Annotated in this window: 23 protein-coding genes and 1 riboswitch; of the genes, 11 read left to right on the top strand and 12 right to left on the bottom strand. The window is 37.9% G+C overall.

Translation table 11 applies throughout. The features are described from left to right. Window positions 1-414: 414 nt before the first annotated feature. Both lepB and Q0371_RS12975 read right to left on the bottom strand, forming a co-directional pair. Window positions 415-981 carry a signal peptidase I gene (lepB, locus tag Q0371_RS12980; RefSeq protein WP_298471778.1) on the bottom strand — a complete coding sequence of 189 codons (567 nt, stop codon included), beginning with the start codon at window positions 979-981 and terminating at the stop codon, window positions 415-417. 76 nt (window positions 982-1057) lie between these two features. Continuing rightward, window positions 1058-1960, bottom strand: a complete 903-nt coding sequence (locus Q0371_RS12975; RefSeq protein WP_298471775.1) for a LysR family transcriptional regulator — start codon at window positions 1958-1960, stop codon at window positions 1058-1060. 120 nt (window positions 1961-2080) lie between these two features. Here Q0371_RS12975 and gltB point away from each other — a divergent pair, with 120 nt between their 5' ends. From gltB to hisF, 4 genes are all read left to right on the top strand, one after another. Further along, a complete protein-coding gene (gene gltB, locus Q0371_RS12970) occupies window positions 2081-6610 on the top strand; it encodes a glutamate synthase large subunit (protein WP_298471772.1) in 4530 nt (1509 codons plus the stop codon). Between the two features lie 70 nt (window positions 6611-6680). Further along, a complete protein-coding gene (gene gltD, locus Q0371_RS12965) occupies window positions 6681-8162 on the top strand; it encodes a glutamate synthase small subunit (protein WP_298471769.1) in 1482 nt (493 codons plus the stop codon). 141 nt (window positions 8163-8303) lie between these two features. Next, window positions 8304-8924 (top strand): imidazole glycerol phosphate synthase subunit HisH, encoded by a 621-nt coding sequence (hisH, locus tag Q0371_RS12960; RefSeq protein ID WP_298471766.1) that lies wholly within the window; start codon window positions 8304-8306, stop codon window positions 8922-8924. Further along, window positions 8917-9690: an imidazole glycerol phosphate synthase subunit HisF gene (gene hisF, locus Q0371_RS12955; protein ID WP_298471763.1), complete on the top strand. Its 774-nt coding sequence runs from the start codon at window positions 8917-8919 to the stop codon at window positions 9688-9690. The genes hisH and hisF overlap by 8 nt, the downstream gene beginning before the upstream one ends. Before the next feature lie 293 nt (window positions 9691-9983). Here hisF and Q0371_RS12950 read toward each other — a convergent pair whose 3' ends face one another. The 4 genes from Q0371_RS12950 to Q0371_RS12935 form a co-directional block, all read right to left on the bottom strand. Next, a complete protein-coding gene (locus tag Q0371_RS12950; protein ID WP_298471760.1) occupies window positions 9984-10646 on the bottom strand; it encodes an HAD-IB family hydrolase in 663 nt (220 codons plus the stop codon). 130 nt (window positions 10647-10776) lie between these two features. Further along, window positions 10777-11370, bottom strand: a complete 594-nt coding sequence (locus tag Q0371_RS12945; RefSeq protein ID WP_205964174.1) for a spore coat protein — start codon at window positions 11368-11370, stop codon at window positions 10777-10779. 208 nt (window positions 11371-11578) lie between these two features. Continuing rightward, window positions 11579-12163, bottom strand: a complete 585-nt coding sequence (locus tag Q0371_RS12940) for a branched-chain amino acid aminotransferase (protein ID WP_298471757.1) — start codon at window positions 12161-12163, stop codon at window positions 11579-11581. Next, window positions 12160-12714 carry a DUF1273 domain-containing protein gene (locus Q0371_RS12935; RefSeq protein ID WP_169361495.1) on the bottom strand — a complete coding sequence of 185 codons (555 nt, stop codon included), beginning with the start codon at window positions 12712-12714 and terminating at the stop codon, window positions 12160-12162. The genes Q0371_RS12940 and Q0371_RS12935 overlap by 4 nt, the downstream gene beginning before the upstream one ends. A 92-nt stretch (window positions 12715-12806) precedes the next feature. On the opposite strand from Q0371_RS12935, the gene Q0371_RS12930 reads away from it, so the two are divergent. Both Q0371_RS12930 and Q0371_RS12925 read left to right on the top strand, forming a co-directional pair. Beyond that, on the top strand, window positions 12807-13034 hold the full coding sequence (locus Q0371_RS12930) for a YuzF family protein (protein ID WP_169361494.1): 228 nt from the start codon (window positions 12807-12809) through the stop codon (window positions 13032-13034). Window positions 13035-13046: 12 nt separating this feature from the next. After that, window positions 13047-13940, top strand: coding sequence for a manganese catalase family protein (locus Q0371_RS12925; protein ID WP_298471752.1), 894 nt, complete (start codon window positions 13047-13049; stop codon window positions 13938-13940). 256 nt (window positions 13941-14196) lie between these two features. On the opposite strand, the gene Q0371_RS12920 is transcribed toward Q0371_RS12925, so the two are convergent. The 6 genes from Q0371_RS12920 to Q0371_RS12895 all read right to left on the bottom strand — a co-directional run bounded on the left by Q0371_RS12920 (window position 14197) and on the right by Q0371_RS12895 (window position 20697). Further along, window positions 14197-15339, bottom strand: a complete 1143-nt coding sequence (locus tag Q0371_RS12920; protein ID WP_298471749.1) for an alpha-hydroxy-acid oxidizing protein — start codon at window positions 15337-15339, stop codon at window positions 14197-14199. A gap of 60 nt (window positions 15340-15399) precedes the next feature. Further along, window positions 15400-16071 carry a methionine ABC transporter permease gene (locus Q0371_RS12915; RefSeq protein ID WP_169361491.1) on the bottom strand — a complete coding sequence of 224 codons (672 nt, stop codon included), beginning with the start codon at window positions 16069-16071 and terminating at the stop codon, window positions 15400-15402. Then, window positions 16068-17087, bottom strand: a complete 1020-nt coding sequence (locus tag Q0371_RS12910) for an ATP-binding cassette domain-containing protein (RefSeq protein ID WP_298471744.1) — start codon at window positions 17085-17087, stop codon at window positions 16068-16070. Before Q0371_RS12910 ends, Q0371_RS12915 begins: the two co-directional genes overlap by 4 nt. A gap of 182 nt (window positions 17088-17269) precedes the next feature. Then, window positions 17270-18079 (bottom strand): MetQ/NlpA family ABC transporter substrate-binding protein, encoded by an 810-nt coding sequence (locus Q0371_RS12905; RefSeq protein ID WP_298471742.1) that lies wholly within the window; start codon window positions 18077-18079, stop codon window positions 17270-17272. Between the two features lie 93 nt (window positions 18080-18172). Then, a riboswitch (SAM riboswitch) is annotated at window positions 18173-18286 on the bottom strand. Window positions 18287-18611: 325 nt separating this feature from the next. After that, window positions 18612-19265: a hypothetical protein gene (locus Q0371_RS12900; RefSeq protein ID WP_298471739.1), complete on the bottom strand. Its 654-nt coding sequence runs from the start codon at window positions 19263-19265 to the stop codon at window positions 18612-18614. Window positions 19266-19533: 268 nt separating this feature from the next. After that, entirely contained in the window at window positions 19534-20697 is a 1164-nt protein-coding gene (locus Q0371_RS12895) for a pyridoxal phosphate-dependent aminotransferase (RefSeq protein WP_298471736.1), read from the bottom strand. 85 nt (window positions 20698-20782) lie between these two features. On the opposite strand from Q0371_RS12895, the gene Q0371_RS12890 reads away from it, so the two are divergent. The 5 genes from Q0371_RS12890 to Q0371_RS12870 all read left to right on the top strand — a co-directional run bounded on the left by Q0371_RS12890 (window position 20783) and on the right by Q0371_RS12870 (window position 24216). After that, window positions 20783-21562: a carbon-nitrogen family hydrolase gene (locus tag Q0371_RS12890; protein ID WP_298471733.1), complete on the top strand. Its 780-nt coding sequence runs from the start codon at window positions 20783-20785 to the stop codon at window positions 21560-21562. Window positions 21563-21643: 81 nt separating this feature from the next. Next, window positions 21644-22120: a PaaI family thioesterase gene (locus tag Q0371_RS12885; RefSeq protein WP_169360155.1), complete on the top strand. Its 477-nt coding sequence runs from the start codon at window positions 21644-21646 to the stop codon at window positions 22118-22120. Between the two features lie 217 nt (window positions 22121-22337). After that, complete coding sequence (locus Q0371_RS12880; protein ID WP_169360154.1) at window positions 22338-22547, top strand: hypothetical protein; 210 nt, start codon at window positions 22338-22340, stop codon at window positions 22545-22547. A gap of 247 nt (window positions 22548-22794) precedes the next feature. Then, complete coding sequence (locus tag Q0371_RS12875; RefSeq protein WP_169360153.1) at window positions 22795-23463, top strand: hypothetical protein; 669 nt, start codon at window positions 22795-22797, stop codon at window positions 23461-23463. A gap of 192 nt (window positions 23464-23655) precedes the next feature. Beyond that, complete coding sequence (locus Q0371_RS12870; protein WP_169360152.1) at window positions 23656-24216, top strand: sugar O-acetyltransferase; 561 nt, start codon at window positions 23656-23658, stop codon at window positions 24214-24216. Window positions 24217-24300: the final 84 nt, after the last annotated feature.

The following is a 24300-nucleotide window of genomic DNA, read 5'->3' as shown; positions in this document are numbered from 1 at the left end:
TACAAGTATTACAGGTGCCTGGCACTTGTAATACTTGTAAATGATAGTGAAATAATAATGATATTATTCAACAATAGTTTAGGCTCGATTCTAATATAATTTAGCATGTACCCCATGAGTAATAAGCTTTAAGGTTATATAATTACTAAATACTATTTGCAAAGTTTTATCTTAAACATCAGACAAAAATAAAGCCCTGAAATTTTACAACAGTAAAATTTCAGGGCTTTTCATTTTCGGGAGTGATTATTTCCAACTATATTTAATAGGAAATAAAATGTCTTAATCCAACTAGCTGCCTAGATCAAAATTCACTAAAATAGAATCTTAAAAAGTGTCTATATGGGAACTAGTCTTATGCTAACAAAATTAAAAAAATTAATGAACTACTAGTTTATTCTAACGCAGCCTATACTACTTAATAAAACCGAAGTTATTTAAAGGATAATACGTCATGTTTACGGTACCGAGTACTATATCCATAGATATGAACCCAACACTAGGCTCTCGGCTGTCATTACTAAAGCGTCTATTGTCTCCAAGTACAAATAACGAACCCTCCGGTACTACTACTTCACCTAAGTATTCTTCCAAGGTAAAGTCCTGGGTTAGCGTGCCATGATCAATTAATTCCTTTTTCAATTCATCTAAATAAGGCTCATCGTATTTTTTTCCATTTATTAAAAGCTCATCATCTTTATAGGTAATATGGTCGCCTGGTAAACCTATAACTCGCTTGATGTAATTAGTTTCCTTATTAACCTTAAAAACAATAATATCAAATCGCTCGTAGTCATTAAATTTAGGACCGATTTTATTGACCATCACCTTATCTCCATTTTCAAAGGTAGGAAGCATAGAAGCACCTTCCACTTCTATAGGTATAAACAAAAAGAAGCGTATCCCAAAGGCAAGCAAAACAGCAACTCCAATTGCTCCGACCCATTCTCGCAATTCGTTTTTTCCATTCTTTGTTTTCAAATTTCCTACCTCACATTTCTACATTCTCTTCCATTTATTTTACCACAATATAGCAATAATGGCCTATTAAATGGCCTTATTGATATTGATTCAATAGCTTGAAGAACTGTATGGTAAAGTCGTGGAATACCTTTTCTGATGGAGACAAATCCCTCGTCACCGGACTAATCATACCTACTGTCCTTTGGAGTGGTGGAGATATGAGTGGAACCTTAGTTGTAAATCTAGGGATAGAGTCATAGAAAGTACTGTCTGGTAGTATCGTGATTCCTACACCAGCAGCAACTAGACCTTTTAACGCAACCATATCTTCTCCAACCGATGAACTTTTAGGTGTAAACCCTACGGAATGACAAGCATCATAAACAAGTTTATGCAATATATATCCTTTTGGAAATAGAACAAAGTCTTCTTCTCTCATGTCAATTAAGGGAATCTTTTCTCTTTTTGCAAAGCGATGATTCGTAGGTACTAGTACAGAAAAGTTTTCCGAAAACAAAATGGTGGTATTAATAGTATTATCCTTTGGAGGAAGTGGGCCTAAAAAAGCGATATTAATATCTCGTTTTTTGACTGCCTCGATTAAATGATTGTAAGAGCCTTGTCTCAACTGAAATGCTACGTTAGGATGCTCCTTTTTAAAGGCAGAAATAACAGTGGGGAGTAAATGACCAGCCAAACTAGTTGGGAAACCGATTTTAATAGTTCCTTTTTCTGGATCTAGATACTCATCAATTTGTTTTTTGGCAAAATCGATTGCTTGTAGTGCAGACAGGCAATGCTCTAAAAAAATCTTACCTATTGGCGTTAATTTTACATTTCGCCCAATACGTTCGAATAATTCCACACCCAGTTCACTTTCTAGATTAGCGATTTGTCTACTAACTGCAGACTGTGCGACGTGTAAATGAATAGCTGCATCCGAAATATGTTCTCTTTCGGCTACTTCTTTAAAGTACCTTAATTGCCTGATTTCCATAGTTTTCTCCTAACCTATCTCAAAAGTAGATTGTTTATATCCAAATTATATATTGTTTATATTATTTTGAAAACATACAATGTTCCTAACACACTTTTTTGGAAAATGGAGGTCGATTGCATGACATTTCACCAATTACCTGGAGCGCAGGGCATGTATAATCCTGAATTAGAGCATGACGCCTGTGGGATAGGTTTATATGCTAATATAAAAGGCTTACCGACACACGATATAGTAAAAAAAGGCTTAGAAATGTTATGCCGGTTAGACCATCGTGCAGGAAAAGGCAGTGATGGCCAAACTGGAGATGGAGCAGGACTCATGGTGCAAATACCTGATGTTTTTTTTCGGGTTGTTTGCAGTCAATGGGATCTTCCAGAAAAAGGACAATATGGAGTAGGAATGTTGTTTTTTACTCAGGATGATGAGGAAAGACAGGCGATAGAACTAAAAATAAATGAGACGATTATTTCTGAAGGTCAAGAGCTAATCGGATGGAGGACAGTCCCTACTGATAAGAGTCAGTTAAGTGAATCCGCTAGAGAGTCTGCACCTGTAGTGCGACAAGTATTTATTAAGGCTAAAGATTTTAAAGACTCTCTAGCGTTCGAACGGAAACTCTATGTCATTAGAAAACTAGTGGAGCATTGGGCCCAGCAGGAAGCTAAAAAATTCTACTGCCCAAGTCTTTCTAGTCAGACAATCGTTTTTAAAGGAATGTTAACTCCTAAAGAAGTAGACGAGTTTTATGTAGATTTACAAGATGAACTTTTCACTTCTGCATTTTCTTTAGTACACTCTCGTTATAGCACAAACACATTCCCAAGCTGGGAGCGTGCTCATCCGAATCGCTATATCGTTCATAACGGGGAAATAAATACGCTACGAGGTAATGTCAACTGGATGAAGGCCCGTGAGCAACAATTCGTGTCGGATGCCTTTGGTGATGATTTAGAAAAACTACTTCCTATCATTGACACTAATGGAAGTGATTCATCTATGCTCGATAATGCATTTGAATTTTTTGTTTTAGCTGGCAGGTCTCCAGCGCATACGGCGATGATGCTTATCCCAGAGCCGTGGACAGAGAATCCACACATTTCACAAGAGAAAAAAGCATTTTATGCTTACCACAGCTCTTTAATGGAACCGTGGGATGGTCCAACAGCTATTTCATTTACAAATGGAAAGCAAATTGGGGCTATTTTAGACCGCAATGGTTTACGGCCGGCACGTTATTATGTCACAAAAGATGACTATATTATTTTTTCTTCCGAGGTTGGAGTAGTTGATATTGAGGAAGAAAATATTCTTTATAAGGAACGTTTAAGCCCAGGAAGAATGCTGTTAATTGATTTGGAGCAACAAAGAATTATTTCAGACGAGGAAATAAAATCTGAAATGGCAAGAGCACAACCATATCAGCAGTGGTTAAATGATCATCAATACAAGGTAATAGCTGAGGAAGATATACAGGAAAATGTAGAGGACCTATTGTTCCGTCAAAAGGCATTTGGTTATACGTATGAGGATATACACAAATACATTCTGCCAATTGCTATAGAAGGAAAAGACCCTATTGGTTCAATGGGGAACGATACTCCGTTAGCTGTTCTATCCGATAGACCGCAATCTCTTTTCAATTATTTTAAACAGTTATTTGCGCAAGTAACTAATCCACCAATCGATTCTATCCGGGAACATATTGTTACCTCTACGATGACGTTGCTTGGTGCAGAAGGTGACTTACTTAACCCTGGAGAGCTCAATGCTCGTCGAATCTATTTGGAAACACCTGTTTTAACGAATGGACAGCTTCAATCCATAAAGGATTTGAAGGATGAAAGTTTCCGAAGCGGCACTATATATATTAATATGTTTGAAGATTTGGAAAAAGATTTAGAGAGGATCTCTAAAGAAGCAGATGAGCTAATAGATAAGAACGTATCGCTTATCATTTTGTCAGATAGATCATTAAATGTGTCACAACCGACTATACCTGTTCTGTTGGCAGCCAGTAACCTGCATCAGCACTTGCTCCGAACAGGAAACCGTACGAAGGTGAGTATAATCGTTGAATCCGGGGAAGCAAGAGAGGTCCATCAGTTTGCTGCTCTCATCGGATATGGGGTGGACGCGATTAATCCTTATCTTGCATATGCAACTATAGCGGAGGCAATCCATGATGGCCATTTAGAAAGCACCTATGACGATGCAGTTGCTAAGTATAGCAAAGGTGTAGCAGAAGGCGTCGTTAAGGTAATGTCTAAAATGGGAATATCCACGGTACAAAGCTATCGAGGCGCACAAATATTTGAGGCGATAGGTATTGGCCATGACGTCATTGAAAACTATTTCACAGGCACAATTTCTCAGCTTGGTGGAATCGGCCTGGAAACGATTCGCGAAGAAGCGATTCGAAGACATCTATTAGCAGTAGAATCTACTGTCGATGCTTTAGATTCAGGCAGTGATTTCCAATGGAGAAGTACAGGAGAGCACCATGCCTTTAATCCGAAAACAATTCATACCCTTCAGTGGGCAACGCGACGAGGAGACTATGGACTTTATCGTCAGTATGCAGAAATGGCAAATGAAGAGAGAATCGGCTTTTTAAGAAATCTTCTTACTTTTAAAAAGGGGTCGAAAAAGATTCCACTAGATGAAGTAGAATCAGTCGACTCCATTGTAAAGAGATTTAAGACTGGTGCGATGTCATTTGGTTCATTAAGCCAAGAAGCTCATGAAACGTTAGCGATTGCGATGAATCGTCTTGGAGGGAAAAGTAACAGTGGAGAGGGCGGAGAAAATCCGAATCGATATGTGTTAGATACCAATGGAGATAATCGTCGTAGCTCTATTAAACAAATTGCTTCCGGCCGTTTTGGCGTAAACAGCCACTACTTGGTTGAAGCCGATGAGCTTCAAATTAAAATGGCTCAAGGAGCAAAGCCGGGTGAAGGCGGTCAGCTTCCAGGCAATAAAGTATACCCATGGGTAGCAGATGTAAGAGGCTCGACGACAGGGGTAGGTTTAATATCTCCACCTCCCCATCATGATATCTATTCCATCGAGGATATGGCCCAACTGATTCATGACTTAAAAAATGCAAATCGCTCAGCTAGGATTAGTGTCAAGCTAGTTGCAAAATCTGGCGTAGGAACAATTGCTGCGGGTGTTGCTAAAGGTGCAGCGGATGTAATTGTAGTAAGTGGGTACGATGGTGGAACGGGAGCGTCTCCGAAAACAAGTATTAAGCATACAGGATTACCTTGGGAGTTAGGCCTTGCGGAAGCTCATCAAACATTAATGCTAAATGGGTTGCGAAACAAAGTAGTACTTGAAACAGATGGCAAACTCATGACTGGTAAGGATGTCGTTATGGCTGCCTTGTTAGGAGCAGAAGAATTTGGTTTTGCAACAGCTCCCCTAATTGTACTTGGATGTGTGATGATGCGTGCTTGCCATATGGATACTTGTCCGGTTGGAATAGCAACACAAAATCCAGAGCTAAGAGATAAGTTTAGTGGGTCTGCGGACTATGTTGTAAACTTCATGAAGTTTGTAGCAGAGGAAGTAAGAGAGTATATGGCTTTACTTGGTATTCGAACTGTAGATGAATTGGTTGGTAGAACGGATCTATTAGAAGTTAGTGAGCGAGCGAAGGCTCATTGGAAAGCGCAGCAATTAGATCTATCTGTATTGCTTTATCAAGTGAGTGGGGACCGCACTTGCAAACAAGCTCAAGACCATCAGCTTGAAAAGTCATTTGATATCAGAGAGTTACTGCCACAAGTAGAAAAAGCTATCATTCATAAAACGAAGGTAGATTTAAACTACACCATTGCTAATACTGATCGGGTTGTAGGTACTATTATAGGGAGTGAAATCTCTAAGAAATACGGAGCAAGCGGCTTACCTGATGACTCGATTACTCTACGCTTTAAAGGTGCGGCAGGTCAAAGCTTTGGAGCATATATCCCACAAGGAATGACAATGTTTGTGAACGGGGATGTAAATGACTATTTTGGTAAAGGAATTTCAGGCGGGAAGCTTGTAGTTACTTCTCCGTTATCGGGAACAGCAGAACAAAATGTTATAGCTGGTAACGTTGCATTGTACGGAGCAACTAATGGTTCCGTATTCATTAACGGTCGTGCTGGAGAACGTTTTGCAGTGAGAAATAGTGGAGCTGATGTTGTCGTTGAAGGAATCGGAGATCATGGCTGTGAATACATGACAGGTGGTAGAGCAGTTATTCTAGGTGATGTAGGCAAAAATTTTGGGGCAGGTATGTCTGGTGGTATTGCCTACGTGCTAGTGGATGATATAGAAGGATTCAAGTTTAAATGTAATATGGAAATGATTGGTTTTGAAAACCTTCAGTCTAAAGAAGAGATTCATAGTGTAAGGCAGCTAATCATGGATCATTATTATTATACAAGAAGCACAAAGGCTATGAATATCTTGGACAAATGGGAAGATACAGTTCACAAATTCGTAAAGGTTGTACCTAACGACTATAAAAAGATGCTAGAAAGAATTGCAACATTTAAAAATGAAGGACTGACGACAGACGAGGCAGCGATGAAGGCATTCTTATCAACATCTACAAAAAAAGTAGAAAAGAAACCTACGCTTCTGAAGTGATAATAGTCTAAAAACATTTGCTCCTGTGGAGAAAAATAAGAGCCATTTTAAGGAAAGGAGGAGTTTCAATATGGGTAAACCAACTGGGTTTATAGAATATAAACGAGAAAAAGCCAAGGAAGTAGCTCCTCTTAAGCGTATAAAAAATTGGGAGGAATATGCATCCAAACTTTCGGACGAATCTCTTCGTAAACAAGGTGCAAGATGTATGGATTGCGGAACTCCATTTTGCCATATGGGTATTGAGATAAGAGGTGCGACAGCTGGGTGCCCGATTAATAACCTAATACCAGAATGGAACGATTTAGTTTATCGAGGGAAGTGGCAGGAAGCTTTAGAGCGATTATTAATGACCAATAACTTTCCGGAGTTTACTGGACGTGTTTGTCCAGCCCCTTGTGAAGGATCGTGTACGCTAGCCATTACTGATCCGGCAGTTTCAATTAAGAATATAGAAAGAACGATTATTGATAAAGGCTTTGAAAATGGATGGATCACACCTAGAATACCAGCGGTTCGAACTGGGAAGAAAATAGCTATTATTGGATCAGGTCCTGCAGGTTTGGCGAGTGCGGACAATTTAAATCAAGCAGGGCACTCGGTTACAATTTATGAAAGAGCTGACCGTGCAGGAGGACTCCTCATGTATGGCATTCCAAATATGAAGCTAGAAAAAGAAATAGTAGAGAGAAGAGTTCACCTGCTTCAGCAGGAGGGTATCGACTTCATTTTAAACACTGAGGTTGGTAAGGACATTACTGCGGATCAGCTAAAGCTTCAATACGACGCAATTATCTTATGTATTGGTGCACAGAAACAGCGTGCCCTCCACATGGATGGAAGTGATGCAGATGGAGTTTATATGGCAATGGACTATTTGACTTCAACTACTAAAAGTTTATTAGACTCCAACTTTGCAGACGGCCAGTATATTAATACAAAGGGGAAGGACGTCATTGTAATTGGCGGTGGTGACACTGGAGCAGACTGTGTGGCAACAGCTATACGTCAAAATTGTAGAAGTGTCGTACAATTCGGTAAGCATCCACAGCTACCTGCAGTGCGAGCAGCGGATAACCAATGGCCTACAGACCCAAATATTTATAAATTGGAATATGCATATGAGGAAGCCAATGCAAAATACGGCAAGGATCCACGGGAGTATTTAATTCAAACGAAAAAGATGATTAAAGATAAAGATGGCAAACTGAAAGAGCTTCATACCGTTCAAATGGAAAAAATATTAGGGGAAGATGGTTTCTACTTTTTCAAAGAAGTTCCAGGTTCTGAGAAAGTATGGCCTGCACAATTTGTTTTTGTAGCTATAGGGTTTGAAGGTCCAGAAACTCCTTTGGCGGACCAGTTTGGTGTAAAGGTGTTAAACAAACGTATCGTTGCCTCGGCTAAAGATTATACAACGAATGTGGAAGGTGTATTTGCAGCAGGAGACGCTAGGAAGGGTCAAAGCTTGATTGTCTGGGCTATTAAAGAAGGGCAAGAGGTTGCTAAAAGAGTAAATGATTTCGTTATGAATAAATCGTTTGTTAAATAATCGTGGTGCGGGAGACTTATAAGGGGTCTCTCGTTTTTTCTTTCTTTTATTACGCTATCATATTAGCAGACTAAAGTTTTTCTTTTATTTTCTGTCAACTGATGGCATAATAAAAGTAAGAGATTGAAGAGGGGGAACAGCATGATTGGCATAATAGATTATGGAGCAGGGAATTTACATAGTGTGGTTAAGGCAATTACTCGCCTTGGTTATCAGATTAAGCTTATCACCAAACCTAGCGAGCACGATGATGAAATAGAAAAGCTAATCCTACCTGGTGTGGGAAATGCCAAGGTGGCCATGGATGTTTTAAATGAGACAGGCTTAAGTGACTATTTACGGGCAGAAGTTGATAAGGGGACACCTCTTTTAGGAATTTGCTTAGGAATGCAGCTTCTTTTAGAGACTAGTGAGGAAGGTAATGTTCCGTGCTTAGGGTTTCTACCAGGAACAGTCCCTTTGTTTGGTGAAGAGGCGGAAAAAGTTCCACATATGGGTTGGAATCAAGTGCAGGATGTGCAAAATCATTTCTTGTTTCAAGATATTCCAGATAACACGGACTTCTATTTTGTTCATTCCTATTACGCACAGCCTAGCATAGAGGATCACATAATCGGTGTGACAAATTATGGACCTGACTTTGCATGTGCGATCGGAAATTCCCAGGTGATGGGTGTACAATTCCATCCAGAAAAAAGTGGTAAACACGGCATTCAATTGCTAGACAATTACTGCAAGCAAGGAGTTGACGAGCATGCTTAGAAAACGAATTGTTCCTGCAATAGATGTTTTAGGAGATAAAGCAGTAAAATATGTACAATTCAGAAACCCTACGATAATTGGAGATCCAGCAGAGCTAGGGAAGAAATATTCAGAGGATGGGGCGGATGAGTTAATCTATCTGGATACTACTGCTTCGTTAAAAAACCAAGACTTAAAGATAGATTGGATTCGTCGAGTCGCAGAGCAAGTATACATACCTTTTTCGGTAATTGGCGGTGTTCGAACGATAGATGACTTTAAAAGGTTGCTTCGCGCTGGAGCAGATAAGGTAGGGGTTAACTCCGCTGCTGTACAGCGACCAGAGCTTTTAAGAGAAGCGGCAGATATATTCGGTAAGCAATGTGTGGTGCTAGGATTGGATGCCATGCCAATTTATAATGAGAACAATGAAATTATCAGATGGGAAGTATACACACATTCAGGACATGAGAAAACAGGAATGGATGTAGTAGAGTGGGCACAGCAAGCAACTGACCTTGGAGCAGGAGAGATTATTTGTACAAGTATTCATAAGGACGGTATGAAAAATGGCTATGATGTGGAGCTTATTAAGCTACTATCTGAGAAAGTAAATGTGCCAATTATTGCTTCTGGTGGAGCTGGTACTTTAGATCATATCGAAGAAGTGTTTACAGATGGAAAAGCAGATGCAGCTTTAGTTGCCTCGATGATCCACTATGGAGACTATACTATTTCGGAGATTAAAGACTATTTATATAAGAAGGATATTAATGTGAGGATGTAGTTTTTGGATGACTTGTTAAGGATTAATTCTTAGCAGGTCTTTTTTTGATAGAAATATATGTTAGTTTTTATTATATATTTGACAAACGGTCGATTTGTCGGCGTAATCGGTTGGATCTGTCCAATTATCGGTCGGTTTCTGAGCAAAATCGGTCGGTTCTGCCAAATAATCGGTCGGTTACTGAGCAAAATCGTTCGGTCACATAAAAAAAGCTATCCAATCATCATTGATTAGATAGCTTTAAGGCTGTGTTGGCATCAATTTGTGAGAGTCTGTCTAACATAAAAGTTTCTCTATCTAAGTATTTCCCATCCTCGTTCTTGGGCAACAGCTCGAAGTTTTTCCTCAGGCTTTACAGCGACAGGATTGCCGACTAATTCAAGGACGGGTAGATCTGAATAGCTATCTCCGTATGCATAGCTGTTTTCCCAATCTATTTCTTGTCCTTCTAGTCTTTCTAGTAGCTTTTTCGTCTTCATCACGCCATTTACATGCTCTAGGGGAGACTTTGTATACACATAGTTATCTTTATATATGATTTCCGTTCCGATGATATCGGTAAATGTAATTCCTTCCGTGACACGTTCTAAAAATTGGGTGTAAGCACCTGAGACTAGATAAATATGTACATTTTCTTGCTGGTGAGCATTCAATTTTTCTAAAACCTTTTTATTGAAGCTTTGCTGCATTTGCTCTTTTAATTCGTCAAAGTATTGATACATCTCATCTTGTGTTCTTCCTTCAAAAGCCTCTAGATATAATTGCATGGACCGTTTTCTCATACTAGTAGTTGGATAAAGCTTAAGTTTATTGGCAATATAAGGCGGGACGATGGATCTATAAAAACGTTTATATTGCGGATGATAGGTCGGGTGCACCTTTAAGTGATTCATTAGCAGCTTGAAAGTCTCTTCCTCATATAACGTTCCATCAAAATCAAAAATAGCAACTTGCATATCTATCTTCACCTTTTCATTAATATGGCTTTATTTTATTATACTGGAAAAGGGTGAGGAAAGACAAAATACTATTAAGAAATAAACGCTTTCTGTCCTTAAGGGGAACAGAAAGCGCCTATTTAGGTTACTATTGCATTTTGTACATTGGACCTTGAGCAGTACCGTACGCGTTTAAGATTTGCTCCATAGTTTGTTCTTCGAAGCGAGGTACTTGATAATACCCATGCTTGTTTTGATAAATGGAAAGCTCGTAAGCCATCTCAATACAGTTAGGGATTGAATCCTGAAGGACTCTTCGCACAACTGGGTTAGTAGCTTCTAGCGCTGCAGGAACCTTACCAGCAGCTCCAGCTTTAGCAGAGCTTAACAAATAACCGGAGATCATTTCGTCATTTATCTCTGAAGCACTTTGGATAGGTTTTTTAGGTTGTGATGACGGTTTTAGACCATAAGTAAAATCATTTTGCGTGGCCATCTTATAAGATGCAGTGCGATGTGAAGGGTCTTTCCCAGTTTTAAAGCATTCCACCAGCATATTATACTCGTCTAAAGCAAAAGCATACTGACGGTCTAGAATGCTTAATAATTCCTGATCCTTCACGTGTGGACGTAAAATGGTGCTCAAGTTTAATGCACCGATTGCTGCAGACAATACCTCATGTACATCCATTAATTCGTGCGCACCATGATTAAAATGAGGTACAACCGTTTGCCCATTCATCGTTTCACTGTGATTTTGACTGTATGTGTTATCCAATCTATTCTCCTCCTCCATTAAGATGTATTGAAACATCTAAATTAGTGTGAACAGAACAAACAAAAATATGTATGCACGCTAAGTTAAAAGAAAGTGTTACAGGTGCCAGGCACCTGTAACACTTTTGAAATAAAATAACCGTGATTTTTAAGGATCACGATTATGCATGCATTTAGTTTTCGGTCGAAGCTACTAATGAGAACAGGAAACGATATAAAAACTGGTATGTTTCTTCTATTGTATAATTTGTGTCAAAATCGTCAATATAATTTAAAGGTAGATTGACTTCCCACAAGCCATCTCCAGCAGAGAACATGACACTGTAATTCATTGCTTTTCCATCAAAATGTTCATTCAAATATGCTTTTACTGCATCTCCATATTTTTTTTGAAGGGATAGTCCGAACATAGCTGTATATACTTCAAATACTTCATCGTACTCAAAGGCGATAGCGTCTACACTTAATGTTTCGAAATGAGGAGTCTCTAAGTACATAAACTCGTTCATTTTTTCTTTAAAATGAGTAATAGGAGTTTTTAAAAAGGCGTTAGATTCTTTTGAGATTAATTCCTCTGTTTCTTTAACGAATCTTTCAATGATGGCATTTTCAAATAGTTTGTCGCTTTCTATTACGGATATACTGGCAGTTTCCGATAAAAGTTCATTAGTTAGAGCATAGTCATGCTCTTCTTTTGTCAGTGAGATATGTTCTCCTGCAATTTCCGTGATTTTTTGAGTTAGTTTCTTTTTTATCATATATAATCGTTCCTTTCTTCATCTGCAATTACTTGTAAGTCGTATGCGTCAATACTAATTATAGGGTAGTTATTATTTTCTGCATAACTTTGAGCAAGTTTTTTTATAAATTTTGGTGAACCTTCATTTTCGTCATCATAAATGATTAACATGGCATCCGTATTTCTAATGAGAAATTTATTTTTTTCGATAAATTGCCACGGCGCTTCATAAGGCTTTTTTGTCACGCTCGTATGAAAATCAGCAAGTGCAATAAGCCTATGATAGTTTTCCTGCTTTTGCTCATTCCAATTTTTCTCTTGTTCCAGGAATGGTGTAATAATAGAATATTTTAACTGGGGAAATTCCTTTTTTAGCTCCACTACTAGCTCTGCTGCCCATGTCTCCACACCTAGCTGTCCACTAAGAATAACCCATTCCAGTCCTTCATCTAGGAGAGCACGCATTTGATTCTCAATCGCTTTTTTTATAATAGGAATTCCAGGATGGCTATCATTAAATATCCCTAATTCATGGGCTTTATACCCAGTTACCAAAAGTCTTTTAATCATTTTCTCTTCCTTTTCTTAAGTTATTGAGTAATGTGACCATATACTACATTTTCTCATAAACTAATATGAATGCAAAGAAGGGATGATGGAAGTTGAATGAAAGAAGTAGCGTGGAGTTTGTAAGTCCATTTGATGGTTATGTATTCCAAGCAGCAGAAAGTTTAATAGGCACTAATATTGCAGTGCAAACGACTAAAAATATCCTTCAAGGAAAATTGACAGCAGTCGCTCCAGATCATCTTGTCGTAAATGTAGGTGGAGTTCCTTTTTATGTACGTATACAAGCTATCGTTTGGATTTCTCCGAACATATCTAAATGAAAGGATGGTTGATTGTTTAATAGAGTAGATAAATTGTTGATTGAATTGCCCAATTTAGAATATGGAGATGCAAATGCGGCTTCCGCTGTGCAGGAGCTCTTAGGTGGAAAATTTGGTGAAATGTCGACACTTAACAACTATATGTATCAATCCTTTAACTTTCGTGGCAAAACTAAGCTAAAACCATTCTATGATTTGGTAGCCAGTATAACAGCGGAGGAATTTGGTCATGTGGAGCTCGTCTCCAATACGATAAATCTATTATATAAAGGAACTAGCTTCAGTGGAGAACCAGATGTGGCACCACTACAAGATGCCAAAAATATGCGAAACACTTATGCTTTTATAGCCAATGCTCAAACCTCCTTAGCCGGAGATTCCATGGGGAATCCTTGGAGAGGAGATTATGTATTTTCGAGTGGTAACCTAGTATTAGATCTTTTGCATAATTTCTTTTTGGAATGTGGTGCAAGAACCCATAAAATGAGAGTATATGAAATGACTGATCACCCAACTGCTAGGGAAATGATCGGATATTTATTAGTTCGCGGAGGGACGCATATTATCGCTTATGCAAAAGCCCTTGAAATAGCTACAGGTGTAGATGTAACTAAAATGTTGCCAATCCCTAACCTTAATAATCGTGCGTTTGATCAGGCACGAAAATACGAGGATTTAGGATATGGGAATGTACTTTTTACATGGAACAACGTAGGCGATTATAAAGACATTGATAAAATCTGGAAGGGTAAGAATCCTACAAGTGGGGACCAATTAATTGTGAAGGAAGGTAGTCCTAAAGGCTATAAAATTCCTGAATTAGAATCTCTCCCGGAAGAATTCGCTCCTGGTATCGGTCCAGAGGAATTCCAAGCCATTGCCAAACGATTAATGTCTAAAATGTAAACTGACATACAGTTAGGGAATAAGGATGCTTCAGAAAAACAAATGGCTAAAGGGTGTCATACATTGTATCGGCATTCTACCTTGAGCATACCGGTATGTCGAACAAAACTGGAACAAACATTATATAAAAATAAATAAATACTAATTTTTTCCTAAATGTGTTTGTACCATGTACCGATCATTTGATAGACACAAAAACCCCCATTTTCATAGAACGGGGGTTTTCATTATTTGTTTGATTGTTCATCTAATCTCGTTATTCTTTCGTAACCATCATGTGCTGGAGCTCTTTCATATTACGAACACCAGCCAAGGAGATAGAAACCTTTGTCTCTTGCAGGAGATTCTCTAGGACTCTTTCTACACCTAGTTGTCCTCCAGCAGCTAGCCCCCAAACGAAGGGGCGACCGATACATACAGCAGAGGCACCAAGAGCTAGAGCCTTTACAGCATCAGAGCCTCGTCTAATACCACTGTCAAATAAAACAGGAATTCTTCCATCAATAGCTTCTACAATACCAGGAAGTGCATCAATACTGGCAATAACGCCATCCAGTTGCCGTCCACCGTGGTTAGAGACAATGATGCCGTCTATTCCTTGTTCAACTGCTAGCTTGGCATCCTCTGGATGGAGGAGCCCTTTAATCAAAATTGGGAGGGAAACGTGGTTCCTTAGCTCAGCAATATCATTCCAGTTCAAGGTAGGATGATATATATTCTCCAAAATACTATCAACGATAACCTCCTGAGAATGCTCTGGTAAAGCAGCCATAAAAACAGGGTCTGAAGCATAATTACCTTGGCCAAAGCCGCGCTTTAAAGGAGAGAACTGGTTGCGAATATCTTCTTCTCGCCAACCGAGCATAACTGTGTCTACTGTCAGGACAATTGCTTCATAGCCGGCAGCTTCTGCACGTTTAGCCATACTAAACGCTATCTCTTTGTTAGATGACCAGTAGAGCTGGAACCATTTTGAGCTTCCGGGAGTTGCGGCAGCAATCTCTTCAATAGAAAAACTTGACACAGTACTTTGTATGTAAGGAAACTCATAATTAGCTGCAGCCTTTGCCACAGCAATTTCTCCATCTTCATGTGCAATTTTATTTACTCCAACTGGAGCGATGAAGAGGGGGTGAGGATAGGTTTTACCAAGTATTGTTACTTCGGTATTTAGGGTAGATACATCATTTAAAAATCGTGGAACGATTGAGTACTTCGAAAAACTATTTATATTTTTTCGATAGGTTTCTTCTCCACCAGCAGATGATCGAATATAACCAAAGGGACCAGCCTCTAATGTTTCTTTTGCAGCCTTCTCTAATTCGTTAAAGTCAATTGGATACTGTTCATTATTATCTATATTGCCTAATAGTAGGTCATTGTTTTTAGCGTTACTCAACGTATTCACCTCTCATGGAGTACTAGTTTAAAACTTTCTTTATACGAATGGATTTAATAATTAGTCCTTTTTTAATCTTGCAGCTAATCGGTTGCCGAGAGACTGAATGCCTTGAACTAAAATAATTAAGATCACAACTATGACATACATAACGTCCGTTTCATAACGTAAATGTCCATAACGATAAGCTAAATCTCCTAAACCACCAGCACCGACCATGCCAGCCATAGCAGTTGCTCCTATTAATCCAACCGTTGCAATTGTTAATCCTAATATGATAGATGGTCGTGCCTCTCGCAGCAGCACATGCCATATAATGAACCGTGTTTTGATCCCCATGGCTGTATAAGCTTCAATTACTCCATTTTGAACTTCCAAAAGGGCGGACTCCATCAGACGGGCGATGTAGGGCGCAGTATAAATAACTAGCGGAACGATAACACCTTTCACACCGATGGTCGTACCTACAAGGAATTTCGTAAATGGTAGGATAAAAAATAATAGAATGATAAATGGTATAGAACGAATAACATTTATGAGAAGGTTACTTAACTGGTATACGATTGCATTTTGTAATGCTTGCCCAGGTCTCGTTAAAACAATTAGTATACCTAAGGGAATACCGATTAGGATGGAGATTAATAAAGAAATCCCTACCATTTGGAAAGTTTCTATGGTGGCTTTTCCGATTAATGGGAGCCATTGATTGGTAAATTGTTCAATTCCACTCATGAGTGCACCTCCAAGTTTTCTGTTTCAACACCGCGTTCGTTTAGAAATTGGATTGCAGACTGAACTTGGTCCGGGTCTCCGACTAAATGGATGACAATATTACCCACAATCCCATTTTTCAACTCGATGATATTGGCGGTTAATATATTAGGCTGGACTTCAAATCTTTGGCTAACCTCTGCTAATAAGGGCTTACCAGTGCTCTCTCCAACGAAAGTTAAACGTGTAACAGCACCTGTTACATGGAGCTGAGAAATTAGAGACGGGGATAGATTTCGTTGACTGATTGTGCTTAAAAACTTCTTTGTAGTTGGATGCTTTGGCTTTGTAAAAAGGTTAATCGCAGTGTTTGCTTCTACAACTTCTCCTTTTTCCATTACATACACATGATCACATATTTTTTGAATGACATTCATCTCATGAGTGATTAGTAGAATAGTGATACCCAGCTCTTTATTTATTTTTAATAGCAAATCCAAAATGGAATCAGTAGTTTCAGGATCCAATGCACTTGTTGCTTCATCGCTTAATAGTACTTCGGGTTCCTGTGCAAGGGCTCTAGCTATTGCGACGCGTTGTTTTTGCCCTCCTGAAAGCTGGTTTGGATAGCTTTTATACTTATCAGATAAACCAACTATTTCTAAGTACTTTTCTACTCTACTTTTTACTTCTGTTTTATCATAGCCGAGTAGCTTTAATGGAATGGCAATATTATCATAAACAGTTGCTGTTTTTAGAAGGTTAAATCCTTGAAAGATCATTCCTATTTTATTTCGTACCATACGTAGCTTCGCTGGGGGGAGGGGGGTAATGTTATTGCCGTTTATGTATACTTTTCCGGATGTTGGTTTCTCTAAGAGATTAACACAGCGAATGAGCGTGCTTTTCCCTGCACCGCTATAGCCTATAACCCCATGAATTTCACCTTTTTTTACGTGTATGCTTACATTATTTACAGCCTTTACCGTACTACTTTTACTGTTGAATTCTTTGGTAATATTTTCTAAAACTATCATGAATGATCTTCCTTTCTAAAGAAACGCCGGCAGAGCTATACGCTTGCGTTTTTCTTGATGTCTAGCTTCGGCGCCTTGCCCCTCGGGGTCAAATGGGAAAATACTCTGGTGGCTGTGGACCTGCCTCCTCGCATTTTCCCATTTGCCTGTCGATTAGAGATAGGCGCCTACGCTTTTCTAATTTACCAACCTGCTAGTGCGGAGCCTTGGAATTCTTCTTCAATAAATTCTCTAACTTCGTCGGAATGGTATGCTTTAATGAATTTTTGGATGGCAGGATCATTTTCGTTTTCCTTACGAACAACAATATGGTTAACGTATGGGGAATCAGCTGACTCTAACAAAATTGATTCTTCTCCAGGGTTAATACCAGCTTCTAAAGCATAATTGGAATTGATTGCTGCAGCATCGACCTCACTAAGCTGTTTTACTATTTGCGCTGCCTCTAATTCAACGAATTCAAGGTTTTTAGGGTTTTCTTCAATGTCATGAATAGAAGCATTTCCTTTTTTACCTTCTTTCACTTTGATAAAACCATTTACTTCTAATATGTCTAAAGCTCGTGCACCTTGTGTTGGATCATTCGGTAGTCCAAAGGTAGCTCCATCTGGCAGTTCATCGAAGGATGTATACTTTTCAGAATAAACGCCCATTGGAAGTAAAATAGTCTCAGCGACTGGTACTAGCTCTGTATCATTATTTTCGTTAAATGAGTCAAGAAAAGGTAGAGTTTGATAACTGTTTGCGTCCAAGCTTCCTTCATCAAGGGCAGTGTTTGGAAGTATGAAATCTGAAAAAGCCTTAATCTCAATTTCTAGTCCATCACGTGCTGCAATTTCAGCAACAACCTCAGTAACTTGTTCATGTGGACCTGACGTAACGCCAACAACTAATTTATTTTCATCTAATGGTCCTGATGTAGCATCATCACCACAAGCCGAGAGCAACCCTGTTAATAAAACTCCTGATAACACTAAGCTAAATTTTTTCATTGTAATTCCTCCTGAATATGTATTAATAAAAACGAATAAATATAAAAGCCTCTCTTTCAAAAGAAAGAGAGGCACACAAATATGTATTGTCCTCTCTTATCTTCCAAAACAAAATGTTTTGCAGGATTTAGCACCTTTCTATACTTTTTTAGTATAGATGGTTGCCGAGCTTCAACGGGCCAGTCCCTCAGCTACTCTTGATAAGAGATAATAATCTATTAAGTTTTTCGTTTTTACTATAGAAAGAATTTACTACACTGCTCTATTGAAGTCAATAGATATTTTTATATTTTTATAATTGTTTAGAAAAATTCAAATAGAATATTATATAAATAATTATACAAAAGTGATTTATGTGGAAATACTAAGATGGGAGCATTTAAAAGGTTTACATTTAGCTTTACGCTTTATTTTCATGGTTATGTTAAAGGTAAGGGGTGATTTAAAATTCATATAAAAAGTGAGCTGGAAATGTATCTCCAAGCTCACTTTTTATGTGCATTTTTTTACTAAAGCCCCTTCGGTGACTATTTTAATTCAGTAATGCAAGTTTTGCTCTAGATGGAGTTTCATACTTTACAGTAACTCCATTTAACATGGTATTGTTTTGTACAATATAATACCCACCACCTAGACCATACATGGGAACATATCCATCAAGTGGTTGTTTAGCTGAATACACTCGGAATTCTTCGTTAGGCATTAATTGTCGGATAGGTTCAAGACCAGGTTCGCCACCATCAACACTATTAATTACTTTAAATAAAGTAGTTTCCTTAAGGATTGTAACCTTTCCGATTTGACCTGCTTTAAGTTCCGTTTTTCCCCACATAACTTTTGTAGAAGAATCTACTAATAATGCAAGTTTTGCTTTAGAAGGCGTTTCATACTTTAAAGCACTGTACATATTGACAAACAATCCGTCCCCTAGACCGTATTCTCCTCCGTATATATCTGTACGGAATGTATAGACACGATACTCTCCACCTGCTGGTAACACTTTTCCTCTAGAGCCATCCGCCTTATATGTTGCCACATCTGCGTAAAGTGTTACTTTACCAATCTGACCTTTTTTTAATTCCGTTTTCCCCCACATAACTTGTGTTGATGAAGCTTCTGATGTGATAGTGAAGGAAAATATCGCTACTAAAGTAAATACAATCGCTATAAAAATATTTTTTTTCATTTTTTACCTCCTACAATAATTAACCAATTGTAACATAAATTACATTCATATTTTGAAATAAATTAATATATAGGCTTTGAGTTCATTAAACTAGCCTCGAGCGTTAGTTTAAATACATTCTTTCACAAACTTTTTAATACCATTTTACATAAGTCTACCTTTGCCTTTAACATAGCCATTTTCATTTTAAATAACTTTTGCAAGAAGTTTTAAGTAAACTTTCAAAATAAAATACTGGTTATTTTAAAAACAGAAACTGATTTACTTGTTAAAAAAGCTGTAGCTTTTCTATTCTTTCTACAGCTTCGACGAGTCGATCCTCATCAACTAATAACCCCACCCGTACATAACCTTCTCCATGCTTACCGAAGCCGTTTCCAGCAGCGACTGCAACATCAGCTTTTTCTAAAAGAAGGTCTGCAAATTCCTCGCTAGTATAGCCATTTGGAACTGGAAGCCAAGCGAAGAAAGAGCCTTCTGGAGCTTTTACGTTCCAACCAATTTTTCTACATGCCTCTATGAAAATGTTTCTTCTTTTTTCATAAAGTGCTACTAATTCGTCTACACATTCTTGAGAGCCATTTAATGCTTCGGCTGCTGCAGACTGAACCGCAGGAAAGAGACTGACAAAGAGATGGTCTTGTATAATATTGATAGCTTCAATGATTTTAGAATTACCGACTGCAAAACCTACACGCCATCCAGCCATATTGTAGGTTTTAGAGAGTGTATACATTTCAATACCGATTTCCTTTGCGCCTTTTGCTTCTAAAAAGCTAACTGGTTTCTTTCCATCAAACCCAATACCTCCATACGCAAAGTCATGTACAACGGCTATACCATTTTCCTTCGCTAAATCTACCGTTTCTTGAAAAAATTCTGAAGTGGCAGAAGCTCCAGTTGGGTTATTAGGATAATTCAAATACATCAGTTTCGCAGCTTCTTTTTGTTCTGTAGAAAGCTGCTCGTAATCTGGAAGAAAACCATTTTCCTCTAATAGTGGCATTGTTTCAAATTGTACATTGGCTAGCCCAATACCTGATAAGTAATCTGGATAACCAGGGTCTGGAAGAAGCATTAACTCGTTATCATTCATCAAAGCTAAAGGTAGTTCAACCAAACCAATTTTAGTTCCAAATAAAATAGCGACTTCTGTATTAGGATCCAAATTTACGTTGTATTCGCGTGCATAAAAATCTACTGCTGCTTGCTTCAACTCATTTATTCCTCTGAATGGAGAATATTTGTGAGATTGAGGGTTTTTAGCAGCACTTGATAATGCTTTTACAATATGATCCGGTGTAGGCTGGTCGGGATTACCTTGTCCAAGATTTATTACATCTCTTCCTTCTGCCACAGCCTTTGCAACTTTTTGTACTAATGTTGCAAAAAACTGGGGAGGAAGATTTTTTAAACGATCAGAAAATTCCATGGGCAATACCTCTTTTTCTAAATAGTTGCATATATTAGTCAAATCTTATAACCTTTTTAGTATTATGTCTAGAGGTGGTGTCGGTATGAAAATTGCTTGTGTTCAGTTAGATATAGCATTTGGTAATCCTAAAGAAAATTTTGAAAACGTTGAAAAGAAGATTAGAGAGGCTGCAAAGCAGGGGGCTAAGTTAGTCATTTTACCGGAAATGTGGAACACGGGATATGATTTGACTAGATTAGAAGAGATAGCTGATAAAGAGGGGAACGATACAAAGAAATTATTAACCAAGCTAGCGACGGAATTACATATTCACATTATTGGTGGCTCTGTCTCTACAAAGAAGGATTCCCATTTCTATAATACGATGTATATTGTAAATGATTCTGGAGATATCATAACTGAGTATGATAAGGCCCACTTATTTAAGCTAATGGATGAACATTTGTATTTAAAAGCAGGAAACGAAAAAAACTTATTCGAAATCGATAATATAACGATGGCAGGGGTTATATGCTATGATCTTCGCTTTCCTGAATGGTTTCGTGCCCACTCTTTACTAGGAGCTAAAGTAATATTTGTGCCTGCTCAATGGCCTGCTGCACGGATTGATCATTGGAAAATTCTTCTGCAGGCAAGAGCAATCGAAAATCAATGCTATATAGTGGCAGTAAATCGAGTAGGAAAAGACCCGAACAATGAATTTAATGGTAACTCGATGGTGATTGCCCCTTGGGGAGAAATAGTATGGTTAGGTAATGAGGAGGAAACTAACGGTCTAGTAGATATTGATTTAAATCTTGTAGAAGAAGTAAGAGGTAGAATTCCAGTCTTTCAAGATAGGAGAGAATCATTATATAAATAATAATATTTATTTTTGAAAACTCTATATTTAAGTTGACTGATAGTTTGCTTTTTTGTATGGTTTGTTAAAGGGGGAGAAATAATGACAGAACACAAAATTGCTATACAGGATGAGTATCCGGATGATTTTGCTTGGTGTTATGGATGTGGTCGTTTAAATGAAGAGGGGTATCATTTAAAGACATATTGGAATGGAGAGCAAACAGAAACAATTTATCAACCTAGAGAAGAACATACTGCGATTCCAGGCTTTGTATATGGAGGATTAATAGGGGCTTTGGTAGATTGTCACGGAACCGGCTCAGCTTCACTTGCTCTTCACCGAAAAAATGGTTTTGAGCCTGGAAGTGGCGAAGCGCCTCCAAGATTTGTGACAGGCTCTCTTCACGTAGATTTTTTAAAGCCGACTCCTCAAAAGGTTGAGCTTAAGGCTATCGGTACGGTGGAAGAAATACATCCGAAAAAGTGGAAGGTGACTTCTGAGGTGTTTGCTGGAGACGTCCTTTGTGCTAAAGGGGAAGTAATCGCTGTTGTCATGCCTGCTACTTTTGCGAAATAGTAAATATAACAGTTAACACAGGATATTTTTCCTGTGTTTTTATTATTGATTAAAGGAAAATAGTGACTTTCTGCAAAGGTCGGTTACCCATGTTGTAACTGGATATTTATGTTAAAATATTAAAGAGTTTATCAATGTAGAGACTTTAAATGACACGATATAGGTCATTGTTTTTGAGGTAGAGTTGAATGATTTGTAATCTTTAAGGAGGGACAAAATGATAAAATCTGCAAAGGGTCAATTAATACTTTCCACAATAACTGCCACTCTCTTTATTATTGCTTCCTTTTCTTTTATACAATTTAATGATGGTAATAGTTTTTTCTTTGGACCGGTTGTGTTCTACATTTTAATGTTATTAAATGTATTTCATGCGGGATTATTAACGCAAAAATATATTCAATTCAAAAATGACGACACTGATTAAACTACAGATAAATTAAAAATATAATCGTTAATAGGCAGAAACACAATGATGAGCTATAGGTGGAGTTCTCAGCTTTTTATTGCATTTCAGTTCCTTGAAATAGCCTTATGATCCTGTTTTCTAGCTTTTCTTATACATATGATAAACTTTTAGTAATGGAACATAGGATGTTTGTTAAAAACAACTATTAAATTTAAGATTATAACCCCTCTTTTATGGGAAAGAAGTAATGAAGGAGGGGAAACTAATGGATACTATTTTGTACTTATTTTTTACAGCGGCATATATAGGGCTTTTTATTTGGGGATTAATAGGAATAAAGAAAAAAGATGTTTTCAAGTGGACAAGCTTTGTGTATCTTATTATTTTGGCACTCATCTATGATAATGGAATAATTGGTATAGGGAGATGGATCGGTGAAGGTGATTTGCTGGAAACCTTGAATCTCTTACGATTTTGGACGCATGCATTTTTAACTCCATTACTTGTCTTATTTGCGGTTGGTACATTGAAGGAAAGTGGAATAGCATGGGCTAAGAAAAAATGGCTTACGATATCAGCTATTATTTATACATTGATTTTAATAGGTATTGAAATATGGTTGGAAGCGTCTCAGCTTACATTAAAGGCTGAGGAGGAATATGGGGTTCTTAGATATGTCTCTACAGAAGAAGCTTCAGGGCCACCAATTATGATTCTTCTAGTAACACTTGTATTAATCGTGACTAGTGCTATTCTTTGGAAGAAAACAAAATGGCCAGTCTTTTTTATAGGTGCAATCGTTATGACAATTGGTAGTGCGGTTCCTATCAATGTAGAGAGCGGTGCGGTCACGAATGCATTTGAATTGTTCTTATTATTTACGCTTATTTGGACAAAGAGAAGGCTCATAAGAGATAAGCTCCAATCTAAATAAATTCAAATAAATATTTAAAGAAATTAAGACGACTCAATAAATTACTGGGTTGTCTTTTTGAATTTAACTAAACTAATGGCAAGAGAAGTCTAACGATCAATATAGAAAAAATAAGTTGGAACTACCTTAAATATGTTAGGCTTTGGTCAAGAGATATAATGCCAGTTAAGTATAAAGATGAGGAGGATAAAAATGAAATCTGAAAAAGAAAAAATGCTGTCCGGTGAATTGTATAATCCAGCAGATACCGAATTAGTTAGAGACAGGGAAGAGGCAAGGAGAAAGGTAAGAATTTATAATGAGACTATTGAAAGTGAAGGGGAAAAACGCCGTGAACTACTAATGGACTTATTAGGTTCTACAGGGAAATTAGTTTATATGGAGCCAACGATTAGATTTGATTATGGATATAATACCCATGTTGGTGATAACTTTTTTGCGAATTTTGATTGTATCATATTGGATGTTTGTGAAGTTCGCTTCGGGGACAATTGCATGCTTGGACCAAGTGTGCAAATTTATACAGCCACACATCCTCTGCATCCAGGAGAACGTAATTCCGGCAGGGAGTATGGAAAACCTGTAACGATTGGAAATAATGTTTGGATAGGGGGACATGCAGTTATCAATCCAGGAGTCAATATTGGAGATAATGCTATTATTGCAGCTGGTGCTGTCGTTGTAAAAGATGTGCCTGCGAATGTGGTGGTAGGCGGTAATCCGGCAAAAGTAATTAAAGAAATTGAAATATAATGACCTCCTTAGGGGGAAGCAGGAGCATAAAAGTATAGCAAATTTAGAATCTCATACAGAAAGTGAAAAGTGAAATTGCACGTG

The sequence above is a fragment of the uncultured Psychrobacillus sp. genome (assembly GCF_938022135.1).
Classification (GTDB): domain Bacteria; phylum Bacillota; class Bacilli; order Bacillales_A; family Planococcaceae; genus Psychrobacillus.
The sequence above is the reverse complement of the archived record's forward strand: the minus strand, read 5'-3'. Positions and strand labels throughout refer to the sequence as shown.